Annotated in this window: 10 protein-coding genes; 9 read left to right on the top strand and 1 reads right to left on the bottom strand. The window is 63.1% G+C overall.

Going from position 1 to position 12,751, the window contains the following annotated elements; genetic code table 11:
* From ABW043_RS20915 to ABW043_RS20945, 7 genes are all read left to right on the top strand, one after another.
* A partial coding sequence (locus ABW043_RS20915; RefSeq protein ID WP_353923129.1) for a M24 family metallopeptidase occupies positions 1-1,195 on the top strand: 1,195 nt, incomplete at its 5' end.
* 30 nt (positions 1,196-1,225) lie between these two features.
* The gene (locus ABW043_RS20920) at positions 1,226-2,206 is read left to right on the top strand and encodes an ABC transporter permease (protein ID WP_353923130.1); all 981 of its coding nucleotides are present in this window, start codon (positions 1,226-1,228) and stop codon (positions 2,204-2,206) included.
* On the top strand, positions 2,206-3,066 hold the full coding sequence (locus ABW043_RS20925) for an ABC transporter permease (RefSeq protein ID WP_353923131.1): 861 nt from the start codon (positions 2,206-2,208) through the stop codon (positions 3,064-3,066). Before ABW043_RS20920 ends, ABW043_RS20925 begins: the two co-directional genes overlap by 1 nt.
* A gap of 16 nt (positions 3,067-3,082) precedes the next feature.
* The gene (locus ABW043_RS20930) at positions 3,083-4,027 is read left to right on the top strand and encodes a succinylglutamate desuccinylase/aspartoacylase family protein (RefSeq protein WP_353923132.1); all 945 of its coding nucleotides are present in this window, start codon (positions 3,083-3,085) and stop codon (positions 4,025-4,027) included.
* A 53-nt stretch (positions 4,028-4,080) separates the two neighbouring features.
* A complete protein-coding gene (locus tag ABW043_RS20935; protein WP_502908687.1) occupies positions 4,081-5,085 on the top strand; it encodes an ABC transporter ATP-binding protein in 1,005 nt (334 codons plus the stop codon).
* Positions 5,075-6,049 (top strand): ABC transporter ATP-binding protein, encoded by a 975-nt coding sequence (locus tag ABW043_RS20940; protein WP_353923133.1) that lies wholly within the window; start codon positions 5,075-5,077, stop codon positions 6,047-6,049. The genes ABW043_RS20935 and ABW043_RS20940 overlap by 11 nt, the downstream gene beginning before the upstream one ends.
* Before the next feature lie 9 nt (positions 6,050-6,058).
* The gene (locus tag ABW043_RS20945; RefSeq protein WP_353923134.1) at positions 6,059-7,294 is read left to right on the top strand and encodes a metal-dependent hydrolase family protein; all 1,236 of its coding nucleotides are present in this window, start codon (positions 6,059-6,061) and stop codon (positions 7,292-7,294) included.
* On the opposite strand, the gene ABW043_RS20950 is transcribed toward ABW043_RS20945, so the two are convergent.
* Positions 7,291-8,274, bottom strand: coding sequence for a LacI family DNA-binding transcriptional regulator (locus ABW043_RS20950; protein WP_353923135.1), 984 nt, complete (start codon positions 8,272-8,274; stop codon positions 7,291-7,293). The two genes, ABW043_RS20945 and ABW043_RS20950, sit on opposite strands and share 4 nt — an antisense overlap.
* 214 nt (positions 8,275-8,488) lie before the next feature.
* On the opposite strand from ABW043_RS20950, the gene ABW043_RS20955 reads away from it, so the two are divergent.
* Together ABW043_RS20955 and ABW043_RS20960 are read left to right on the top strand one after the other, a co-directional pair.
* Complete coding sequence (locus tag ABW043_RS20955) at positions 8,489-10,417, top strand: ABC transporter substrate-binding protein (protein WP_353923136.1); 1,929 nt, start codon at positions 8,489-8,491, stop codon at positions 10,415-10,417.
* 76 nt (positions 10,418-10,493) lie between these two features.
* The gene (locus ABW043_RS20960) at positions 10,494-12,605 is read left to right on the top strand and encodes a family 10 glycosylhydrolase (protein ID WP_353923137.1); all 2,112 of its coding nucleotides are present in this window, start codon (positions 10,494-10,496) and stop codon (positions 12,603-12,605) included.
* Positions 12,606-12,751: the final 146 nt, after the last annotated feature.

Below are 12,751 nucleotides of genomic sequence, written 5' to 3' on the forward strand. Positions count from 1 at the left end.
GCCCCACTCCAAGGACATCGCCATGGCCTTCTCCCAGCGCCTCAGCGCCGACTATTACGCATCCGTCCATCGCGACATTCGTGCGCGCATGGCCGAAGACGGCGTCGACGTGCTGCTGCTCGATTCCAATGACGACGTCATCTACACGACCGGTTTTTCCCACTACACCACCGAACGCCCCGTCGTTTTCGCGCTGACGCAAACCGACGCCTATCTGCTGGTTCCCGAGCTTGAGCGCCACCACGCCCTCGACCAGAAGACCGCGGCAGAGCTCGTCGTCTATTTCGAATTTCCTGGCCGCGACCGACCCTTTGCCGTGCTCGCCCGCACTGTCGGCGACATCAAGGGCACCGTGGCGCATTCGCCTGGCATTTCCCTGGCCCGCGTCGGTCAGATCGAAGCGGCCTTCCCCAATGCCAAGGTGCGCGCCTCCGGCATCGTGGGCAAAATGCGTCTCACCAAGCGCCCCGAGGAACTGGTGCTGCAGCGCGAAGCTGCGCGCATTTCCGATTCCATGGTTGCCGCTGGCGTCGCCGTCATCGACGAGGCGCTGCGCACCGGCAAGACCATGCCGACAGAAATCGAGATCGAAGCCCACATCATCCGCCATGCGCTCGATACCATGTATCGCGAGCACGAGGACATCATGCTCGTGCAGGGCATTGCCGGTGGGCTTGTCTATTCCGGCCTGCGTTCCGCTGTCCCTCACGGAATGCCGACCGGCCACCGCCCGCAGCGGGGAGAAAGCATGATTCTTTCTCTCGGCTGCCGGGTGGGTGGGCGCGCCGCCGAAAGCGAGCGCACCTTCATTCTGGGTGAGCCGAACAAGGAGCAGGAACGCTTCTATAATCTCGCCCAGCAGGCCCAGGCCATCGGCACGATGGGCCTGATTGCCGGCGCGACTTGTTCGTCGGCAGATGATCGCGCCCTCGGTTTCATCCGCGAGCAGGGCGTCAGCGAATTCTGCCTCCACCGCGTCGGCCACGGCATGGGCGTCATGTTCCACGAGCCGCCATGGGTGGAAGGGGGCGACGATACCGTGCTCCTCCCCAACATGGTCTGCTCCTCCGAACCCGCCCTTTACGTGCCCGGCCTCGGCGGCTTCCGCCTTGCCGATACGGTTCTCGTCACCGGACAGGGGCCCGATAGCCTCACCAAGTACCCCCGCAAGCTCGATGAGGTGATCCTTGGCTGAGCGTAACCAAGTCACGCAGAGGCAAAGCCAATGGTAGCCTATGTCATCCGCCGGCTCCTGCTGCTCATCCCCATGGCCATCGGCATGGTGGTGGTCACCTTCGGCCTGCTGCTCATCATCCCGGGCGATCCCGCTGCCGTTCTTCTTGGCCAGGATGCGACGCCGGAAGCCATCGAAACCCTGCGCAATACCCTTGGGCTCAATGACCCCTGGTACATTCGCCTCTGGGACTATTTTGCCGCCTTGCTGCAAGGCGATATGGGCCGCTCGATCTTCCAGAACCAGCCGGTCTCCGAGATCATCCTCGGCCGTCTCGGCGCGACCATCGAGCTCGCCGTCGTCGCCCTGATCCTTGCCACCCTCATCGGCCTGACGCTGGGCGTCCTCGCCGCCATCCGCCAGGGTTCCTGGGTCGATACGGTGACGATGCTCTTCGCCCAGCTCGGCGTCTCCATGCCAGTCTATTGGCTCGGTCTTCTGCTGATGCTGCTCTTTGCCGTGCAACTCGGTTGGCTCCCCGCCATCGGTCGCGGCGTGCCGTTGCCCGAGGCATTCCTCGCTGCCGTCACCGGCCGCCCGCAGGTGCTCTGGGATTCCATCGGCCACATCGCCTTGCCGGCCTTGGCGCTGGCGGCGAATTCGGCGGCCATCATCTCGCGCCTCGTTCGCGCCTCCATGCTCGAAGTGCTGCGCGAGGATTTTGTCCGCACCGCCTATGCCAAGGGCTTGCGAAAAGGCCGCGTCGTCATCCGGCATGCCCTGCGCAATGCGCTCCTCCCGGTGCTCAGTGTCATCGGGCTGCGTTTTGGTGCGCTTCTCGGCGGCGCCGTGCTCACTGAGTCCATCTTTGCCTGGCCGGGCCTGGGGCAGCTCACCATCGCCGCGATCTCGCAGCGTGACCTGCCGCTGATCCAGGGCATCGTGCTCACCTTCGCCATCGTTTTCGCACTCGTGAACCTGGTGGTGGATCTTCTCTACGCAGCGGTCGACCCGCGTATTCGATTGGGCTGATGACCATGCGTTTGCCTAAAGCCTTCACCAATGTCTCGCTTGTCGTCGGCGCGCTGATTTCGCTGACCATCATCCTCCTCGCCATTTTCGCGCCCTACGTCGCGACCCACGGCATTGAGCAGATGGATATGCGCAACCGCTTCGACGGCCCGACGATCGAGCACATCCTCGGCACCGACAATTTCGGTCGCGATCTCTGGTCCCGCCTTGTCTTCGGCGCCCGCATTTCGCTGACCATCGCCGTCATCGCGGTAACAGCCTCGGCCATCATCGGCACGGTGGTCGGGCTCGTCGCCGGCTACTTTGGTGGCTGGGTCGATCAGGTGCTGATGCGCATCACCGATATCTTCCTCGGCTTCCCGGCCATCGTCCTGGCCCTCGCCATCGTCGCGGTGCTTGGCCCGGGCATCATGAATGTGTCGCTCGCCATCATCGTCGTCGCCTGGACCGAATATGCTCGCGTCGTGCGATCGACGACCCTGGTGCTGCGCGAGCAGAACTACGTGCAGGCGGCGAAAGCCCTGGGCGCCAGCCCCGCCCGCATCATCTTCAAGGAAATCCTGCCCAATGCCCTCGGGCCGATCATCGTGCTTGCCTCACTCGGGCTTGGCACCGCGATCATCTCAGAATCGGCGTTGAGCTTCCTCGGCTTCGGCCTGCCGCCACCGGCCCCGACCTGGGGATGGACCCTCGCCTATGGCACCCGCTTCATGCGTGACGCGCCGTGGCTCTCCATCGTCTCGGGCGCGACCATCATGGTGACGGTGCTCGGCTTCAATCTACTCGGCGACGGTCTGCGCGATGTGCTCGACCCCCGCCAGCTCTCTCGCGGCGGCGGCAAGTCCGCCAAGGCAAAGTAACTAAAGGAATATTCGAATGGTCAAATCCATCAACCAGCTTCGTCCCAAGTTCACGACCCACGCCGATGGCAGCGACGCAGTGCTGTTCATCCACGAGCTGGTCGGCGAAGAGGATGGTCCCACAATCGGCATTTCCGCCTCCATCCACGGCAATGAGAACTCTGGCTCCCAGGCCATTCTCGATCTCTACCGCGCCCTCAAGGACCAGCCCCTCAAGGGCCGTATCCTCCTGCTGCCTGTCGCCAATCCCTATGCCTTCGCCGTCAACGAGCGTTTTGCCACCATCGACAAGGTCGACCTCAACCGCCAGTTCCCGGGCAATCCCAAGGGCACCTACTCCCAGCAGCTCGCCCATGCGATGACCAATGAGTTCCTCAATGTCATCGACGTGCATATCGACCTCCATTCGGGCACGGATCGCCCGACCGTCGACTATGTCTATATCTGGAACGACGAGCGCCTGTCGCGCGCCTTTGGCTCCAAGCTCCTCTACCGCCCGGTCGAGAACAAGCAGGGCACCGTCTTTGGCGGTACCACCAAGTCGGTGACCATCGATACCCGCAATATCCCGGTTGCCGTGATCGAACTCGGTGGCGGTATCGTCGACCAGACCCCGTACGTGAAGCAGACCGTCGACGGCGTCCTCAACATGCTCAAGACCATCGGCGCCATTCAGGGGGATCCGTGGACCAATCCCAAGCAGATCGTCGTCAACGAACTGGCCGGCATTCGTCCGAGCCAGGGCGGTTGGCTCGAACCGCTGGCCCCGGCCAATGGTGAAGTCATCAAGGGCGGCCAGCTGCTCGGTCGCGTGGTCAGCCCCTACACGTTCGAAGTGCTCGAAGAGATCCCGACGCCCTTCGCCAATGGCGTGATGATCATGCAGCACCTCACCCGCAACCTCGTCCATAGCGGCGACTACGGATTCATGGTCGGCAACCTCGAAGGCGCTACCGACTAAGACCCCCAACATGTCGGGCGTGCCCCACTAGCCCGGCATTGGAGACGACGGCAATGAGCGAAATGAACACAGCAACCCATGTCCCGGTTCTGCAAGTCTCCGATCTCGACATCGAGATCAGGGGCGTCAATGGCGCTTTTGCCGTCGTCTCCGACATGAGCTTCTCGGTCAGGGCAGGGGAGACCCTCTGCATTGTCGGGGAAAGCGGGTGCGGCAAATCCATGACCGCGCTGTCTCTCCTCCGGCTCCTGCCGGAGGCCGCCACCATCGCCGGTGGCAAGGTTCTTATCGATGGCCAGGACTTCCTCGCCATGAACCAGCGGCAGGTCGAGGATTTCCGTGGCGAGAAGATCGCCATGATCTTCCAGGAACCACTTTCGGCGCTCAACCCGGTGTTGCGCATCGGCGAGCAGATCGCCGAATCCGTGCGCCAGCACCGCAAGTGCAACCGGCGCGAGGCCGATGCCCGCGCCGTCGACGTGCTGCGCCTCGTGCAGATGCCCGATCCCGAGCGCCGCGCCGCCCAGTTTCCGCACGAGCTTTCGGGCGGCATGCGCCAGCGCGCCATGATCGCTTTGGCACTCGCCTGCGATCCAAAGATCATCATTGCCGACGAGCCGACCACGGCACTCGACGTCACCATTCAAGCGCAGATCCTTGGCCTGATTTCCGACCTGCAGAAGCGCCTCGGCACCGCACAAATCCTCATCACCCACGATCTCGGCGTGGTGTCGGAAGTCGCCGACCGCGTCATCGTCATGTATGCGGGCCGCAAGGTCGAGGAAGCGAGCATCTACGATCTCTTCGACCGCCCCTTCCACCCCTATACGATCGGCCTGATGGGCGCTGTTCCCGGCGCCGGCGCGTCGAGCGAAGCCGGCGATCGTCTCGCCGATATTCCGGGCACTGTTCCTCCGCTCTGGAACTTGCCCAAGGGCTGCGCCTTTGCACCGCGCTGCGCCAATGCCTCGGCGCGGTGCCTCGAAGAGCGTCCGCCATTCGAAGAAAAACGCCCCGGACACTGGGCCGCCTGCTGGGAGCACGACGATGCAGCCTGATCGCACCCCCTTGCTCTCGGTCGAAAATCTCGAAGTCCACTTCCCCATCCGCTCCGGCGTCTTCCAGCGCCAGGTGGGCGCAGTAAAGGCCGTCGATGGCGTCAGCTTTTCGCTCCAGCGCGGCGAAACCCTGAGCCTTGTTGGAGAAAGCGGCTGCGGCAAGTCAACGACCGGCCTTGCGCTCATGGGCCTCGTCAAGCCGACCGGCGGCCGCGTGCAGTTCGATGGCCAGGAAATCCGTGGTTTCAATCGCGCGGCGCTCAAGAGCTATCGCCGCCGCATGCAGATCGTCTTCCAGGACCCGTTCTCCTCGCTCAATCCGCGCCAGCGCGTAAAGGACATCATCCGCGCCCCGCTCGACATCCATAAGGTCGGCACCCCGGCCGAGCGCGAAACGCGCGTCGCCGAACTCATGGAGCGCGTCGGCCTCCGTCCCGATCAGGCCGACAACTTCGCCCATCAGTTCTCAGGCGGCCAGCGCCAGCGCATCGGCATTGCCCGCGCACTGGCCCTCAACCCTGACGTGATCGTCTGCGACGAGCCGGTTTCGGCGCTCGACGTGTCGGTGCAGGCTCAGATCCTCAATCTCCTCAGCGATCTGCAGCGCGATCTCGGCGTGTCCTACCTGTCGATTTCGCACGACCTCGGCGTCGTCGAATTCATCTCCCATCGCGTCGCTGTCATGTACCTGGGCAAGATCGTCGAGATCGCCCCCAAGACACGCATCTTTGCAGAACCGGGCCATCCCTATACCGAACTGCTGATGCGCTCAGCACCCTCGCGCGACCCGCGCAAGCGCCACAGCTTTAGCGCCACCAATGACGACATCCCCAGCGCGACGAAGAAGCCGAGCGGCTGCCCCTTCCACACGCGCTGCCCACTCGTCACCGCCGTCTGCAAGACCACCGAACCCGCCCTGACCGCCCGCGAAGGTGGCCAGATGGTTGCCTGCCACAACCGCTGAGTTGATCTCATGACCACGTCTTTTCTCTTCACCGGCGGCAATGTCCTCGACGCCGAAGCCGGCATCCTGCGGCAGGGGCTCGAGGTGCTGATCACCGATCAGCGCATCGCCGCCATCGGCACCGGCCTTGCGCGGCCCGAAGGCGTGGAAGTGATCGACCTCGCCGGCAAGACCATCATGCCCGGCCTTGTGGATTGCCACGTCCATGTCGTTGCCGAAACGCTCGACCTCTGGGCCAATATGATCGCTCCGGCCTCGCTCGCCGCCCTGCGCTCCGCCCGGGTTATGGAAGAAGCCCTGCAGCGCGGCTTTACCACTCTGCGCGATCTCGGCGGCGCCGATTACGGTCTCGTCCGCGCAGTCAATGAAGGCCTCATCGCCGGCCCCCGCCTCATCATCTGCGGCAAGGGCCTTACCACCACCGGCGGCCATGCCGATCTCCGCCAGCGCACCGATGATCGGCCGGGCCTTTTCTCCGACCGTCTGGGCTCGATGGGTCTCATCGTCGATGGCGTCGACCATGTCCGCGCCGCCTGCCGCACGATGATCAAGGAAGTCGCCAACTTCATCAAGGTCATGGCCAATGGCGGCGTCTCCTCACCCAATGACCCGATCCACTCGATCCAGTATTCGCGCGACGAAATCCTCGCCATGGTCGAAGAGGCCGAAAACGCGGGCATGTACGTCGCCGCCCACGTCTATACCGACAAGTCCATCGCCCGCTGCGTCGAACTTGGCGTCCACTCACTCGAACACTGCAACCTGATCGAGCCCGACACCGCCAAGAAGGCCGCCGAAAAGGGCTGCATCGCCGTCCCAACGCTTGTCGCCTACGACGCGCTCGCCCTCGAAGGCGAGGCCCTTGGCCTCGGCGCCACCGAATTCGCCAAGATCGAAGTGGTCCGCAGCGGCGGCCTGCGCTCGCTCGAAATCATGCGCGATGCCGGCCTCCCCATGGCTTTCGGCTCCGACCTTCTCGGTCAGCTCCGCAAATATCACGGCATGGAATTCGAACTCCTCGCCAAGGTTCTTACGCCACAGGAAATCATCCGCTCCGCCACCGTCATCGGCGCCAAGCTCTGCCGTCTTGAGGGCCAAGTGGGTGTTGTCGCCGAAGGTGCCTTTGCCGACCTTCTCGTGGTCGATGGCGACCCGCTCTCGGACATTTCGCTGCTGCAGGACGATGGGGCTCACATGCCCATCATCATGGCCAATGGCCGGATCGTGAAGAACGCGCTGAACTAGCCCAGCGACTTCACCGAGCCGCGCTCCACCAGGGTGGGCACCAGCATTAGCCGCTGTGGTGGCAGTGCGGGGCGGTTGCTGTTCATGCGTTCGAGCAGCAGGCGGAATGCGGCAATGCCCATGTCGGCGCCCGGCAGGCGCACTGTCGTCAGCGGCGGCGAAATCTGCGTCGCGGCAGCAAAGTCGCCATAGCCGACGACCGAAATATCGTCGGGCACGCGCAGGCCCATCCGGTGCAGTTCGGAGACCACATGTACCCCAAGACTGTCATGCGCGCAGAACAGCGCCGTCGGCAGTTCTCCCTCGGTCTTGAGCGCGAGGAAGGCATTGGCAAAACCCTCCTCGCCAAACTGCACTTCCACGACACTCGCCTGGTCCGATGTCAGCAGAGCCTCGCGCAGGCCGAACAGGCGCTCCATACGTCCCCGCAGCACCCGGCTGCCATGCACGAAGCCGATGCGCTTATGCCCCCGCGCAATCAGATACTGCCCAATGGCATTGCCCGCCTCGTGGTCGGCGCCCGTCACCTGGTCGACCTGCTCGAGCGGTAGCACCCAGCCGAGCCGCACCACCGGCCGCCCCACAGCCTTCAGCACCGCCAGCGTCCTCACGTCATGCTGGCCCACCAGCACGATGCCGGCGCTGGCCCGGGCGATGTTCTCGACCCGCTCCGGTTCGGCCGTCCAGTGGATCTGCACCTGGTATCCAGAGCTGTCCGCTTCGCGCTGGATGCCGTTCTGCATCTGCATCCAAAGCTCGCTGTTCACCGGATCATGGTCGTTGAAGATGATGTGGATGGCCGGCCGCATCGCCGCCACATCGGCGGCGCGCAGATAGCCCAGCTCCAACGCCTTGGCCGTCACCCGCTCGCGCGTTTCCCCGCTGACGCCATCCTTGCCGGACAGGGCGCGCGACACGGCGAATTTGGAAACGCCCAACTGATCGGCGATCTCTTGCAGCGTGATTTTCTTCAAGCGCACACCTTCGTGTTTTGTTAGGTTCTACCACGCCAATTTTTATGCGCAAGTTTTGTCTGTTATGCGCGATATTGCGCATATAAAACAACGATGTGTGCCGTTTGAAATTTTCGTTGCAACGATTTCAGTATGCCTATTGACCTAACAATTAGGTATTGATTGGCTAGTGTTAGCTTGAAGAGCGACACGTTAGGTCGCCCGAGCTGAGGAGGGATCGATGACCAATATTTCTCGGAGAACATTCCTGGCTGCGACCGGCGCCGCTCTCGTGCTGCCGGCCATTCCAGCCTTTGCCCAAGCCGCGCTCAAGGAAGCGCCGGCGCTCGCCGAGGCCGTTGCCGCCGGCACCATTCCGCCGCTGGCCGAACGCCTGCCGCTCAACCCCATGGTGGTGCAGCCGTTCGAAAGCGTCGGCAAGTATGGTGGCGACCTGCGCGCCGCTCTCGTCGGCGGTGGCTCGCTCAACATGATGCACCGCTATCAGGGCTATGAGCCGCTGGTGCGCTACACCCCCGACTTTGGCGGCGTCATCCCCAATGTGGCCGAAAGTTTTGAAGCCAACGCAGACGCCACGGCCTATACTTTCAAGCTGCGCGAGGGCCACAAGTGGTCCGATGGTACGCCCTTCACCACTGACGACGTGATGTTCTTCTACGAGGATATTCTCCTCAACGAAGAGCTGGCCCAGTCTCCGCCGACCCCGCTCCGCTCGGTCGATGGCAGCACGGCGACGTTCGAAAAGGTCGACGCGCTCACCTTCCGCATCGTCTTCAACCAGCCCAATGGCCTCCTGCCGCTGCGTCTCGCCTGGGCCAATGACGACCGCACGACGCGCACGCCCCGCCACTACCTCGAGCAGTTCCACATCAAGTACAATCCCGATGCGAACAAGCTCGCGACCGACCAGGGCCTGACCGGCTGGGTCCAGCTCTTCCAGATCAAGAGCGGCATCGCGGTCGATGGCGAAATCTTCAAGAACAAGGACATGCCGACGCTCTTCGGCTGGACGGTTACCCAGCCCATCGGCGAGTCCGCCGAGTTCTCGATTTCCGAGCGCAATCCCTACTATTTCAAGGTCGATACCGACGGCAATCAGCTCCCCTATATCGACCGCATCAGCTACGCCGTGGCGGCCGACAACGAGGTGCTGTTGCTCAAGGCCCTGCAGGGCGAGATCGACCTCCTCGACCAGTGGATCTGCACCCCGGCCAACCGCGCCGTGCTCTATGATGGTCAGGAAACCGGCCAGTACGGGTTCTACACCACCACCTCGACCGAGCCGAACGAGATGGTGTTCCAGCTCAACCTGACCCATCCCGATCCGATCAAGCGCGCCCTTTACCAGAACAAGGATTTCCGCGCGGCCCTCAGCCACTCGATCGACCGCCAGGCCGTCATCGACACCATCTTCATCGGCCAGGGTGCCCCGGCCCAGCCTTCGGTTCGTCCCGAAGACCCGCTCTACAACGAGCAGCTCGCCACCCAGTTCACAGCCTATGACACCGCCAAGGCCAATGAGCTGCTCGACACCATCATCCCCAACAAGGATGGCGAAGGCATTCGCCTTTATGAAAACGGCCAGCGCGTCTCGATCATTTTCGAGATCGACCAGGTCCGCCAGACGTTCGTGGACAGCTTCCAGCTCGTCCTGCCCATGCTCCGCGCCGTCGGCATCGACGCACAGATGCGCACCATGGACCGCTCGCTCTGGGAAGTCCGCGTTCGTCAGGGCGGCGAATATGACGCCACGGTGCACAAGTTCGGCGGCAATGGCGGCATCGTCGCCATTCTCGATCCGCGCTACTTCTTCCCCAACACCACCGAGGCCATGTACGCCAAGGGTTGGCAGATCTGGTACAACGACAAGAACTCCGTCGATGCCGTCGAGCCGCCGGAGGCCACCAAGCGCCAGTTCGAGGCTTACAACGAGCTGCGCCAGTCGAGCGACCCGGCCCTCCAGAACGAACTGATGGCCGAAATCCTGCAGATCGCGGCCGACGAGTTCTACGTCTTCGGCATCACCCTGCCGCTCGATGGCTATGGCATTCTCGCCAATCGCCTCAAGAACGTGCAGCCCGTCATGCCCAATTCCTGGGGCTACCCGACGCCTGCGCCGACCAATCCAGAGCAATATTACATTAGCTGACCCCTCCCAAAGTCAGCTCGGCACCGGCGGTTGACCGCCGCCGGTGCACTCCTCTTTCAAAACACCGGATCGTCCGATGCTAAAAATCGAAGACAGCCCAGCCACGTCCAGTCTGCGCACGCCTGACTGGTACAAGACCGCCACGCGCTGGACCCAGCTCACTTTCGTCGAGGACGACCCGCAGCGCTACGACCCCGCCTTCTGGGTCGACGTGTTCAAGCGCACAAAGTCCAACGCCATCTGCCTCTCGGCCGGCGGCTACATCGCTTACTATCCGAGCGAAATCCCGCTCCACTATGTGTCAAAGTTCATCGGCGACACCGACCCCTTCGGCACGCTCGTCGCCGAAGCGCGCAAACTCGACATGCACGTCATGGCCCGCGTCGATCCGCACGCCATCCATGCCGACGCCGCCGAAGCGCACCCCGAATGGGTCTCGCTGACCGTCGACCGCCAGCCGCGCGAACACTGGGCCATGCCCGGAATTTACGTCACCTGCGCCTATTCGAGCTACAATTTCGATTTCATGACCAAGGTCATCGTCGAGATCGCCGAAAAATACGATATCGACGCGCTGTTCGGTAATCGCTGGCAGGGCCATGGCGTCTGCTATTGCAAAGCCTGCGAAGACAACTTTAGAGCCGCCAGCGGCTTCGAACTCCCCGAAACCAGCACCGCCTCCGACCCCGTCTGGCAGGCCTGGGCTGCATGGCGCCGCACCACCCTGACAAAACTCGTCGCCCATTGGGACACCGAGGTCAAAAAGGTAAAACCGCACGCCAGCTTCATTCCCAATATGAGCGGTTCCTCGCTCATGGAATTCGACCTCTCGGTCATCAAGAAGCATTGCCCCATTCTCTTCGTCGACCATCAGGGCCGCCGCAATGTCGAGCCCGCCTGGTCGGCCGGCCGCAACGGCAAGCGCATCCGCGCCACGTTCCGCGATCGTCCTGTTGGCCTCATCACCTCCATCGGCCCCGAGGAAATTCCGCGCTGGAAGGATTCGGTGCAGACCGGCCCCGAAATCGAGCAGTGGATTCACGCTGGCATCACGCAGGGTCTCTTCCCCTGGTTCACCAAGTTCAATGCCTGCATCCCCGATGACCGCTGGGTCCAGCCCACGGCCAATGCGTTCAACCTGCACGCCAAGGTCGAGCCGGTCATCGGCTCCATGCTGCCCAAGGCCGAGATCGCGATCATCGACCCGGCGACAACCCTCCGGCATTGGGACCCAGACAAGCGCCATCTCGCCGAACTCAACGATAAGGGTTTTTACCACGCCCTCGTCGAAGCCCGTCTGCCCTTCGAATTCCTCTCCGACCAGATCATGACCGTGGAGGAGCTGCGCCGCTACAAGCTCGTCATCCTCGCCAACGCCACCTATCTCTCCGACGCGCAGTGTCAGGCCCTGCGCGATTTCGTCGCCGAAGGCGGTTCTGTCGTCGCGGCCCACCAGACCTCGCTCTACGACGAGAAGGGCGCTGCCCGCGCCGACTTCGGCCTCGCCGACGTCTTCGGCGTCAAGATGACCGCGGCCCCGCGTGCTGGCGTTCGCAATTCCTACGTCTCGATCAACGGCACCCATCCGATCAATGCCGGTTTCGGCAGCGCCCAGCGCATCATCGGTGGCACTGAAGATGTCGGGGTCGAACCGACCACCACGCTGGAGCAGCCGTTCCTGAAGGTTCCGGACTTCCCGGACCTGCCGATGGAAGAAGTCTATCCTCGTCTGCCGCCCCAGGGTGTCGGCGTCTCGGCCCGCACCACCGAAGCCGGCGGTCGCGTCGTCTACATTCCCTGGAATATCGGCGAGGTCTTCTGGACCTACATGGCCGAAGACCAGGGGCGCCTCATCGCCAACGCCGTCAAATGGGCCCTCGGCAAGACCCCAGAGGTCGAAATCACCGGCCGCGGCGTCTTCGATGTGGGCGTGCACGAAGACCAAAAGGGCAGGGCGCTGTGCCTCCTCAATCTCACCAATCCGATGATGATGAAGGGCCCATTGCGCGACACCTGGCCTGTCGGCCCGCTCACCGCAACGCTCGAAATTCCCAAGGGCAAAAAGGTGAAATCGGCCAGTCTCCTGGTCGCCGGCAAGGACGTCCCATTCCGAATCTCGGGCGACCGTGCAACGGTCGACATCACAGAGATCGAGACCATGGAGGTGGTCCATCTCGCCTGGGAGTGAGGAGAACCCCCACCCTTGATCCCTCCCCACACGGGGGAGGGAAACGATGGAACCGCGAACCCTCAGCCTGCGCCTCCCTCCCCCATGTGGGGAGGGATTGAGGGTGGGGGTAAGGGAGCCACAGAATAGACGGCCCGACGCTTACC

It is taken from the genome of Devosia sp. (assembly GCF_040509215.1).
In the GTDB taxonomy this organism is placed as follows: Bacteria; Pseudomonadota; Alphaproteobacteria; order Rhizobiales; family Devosiaceae; genus Devosia.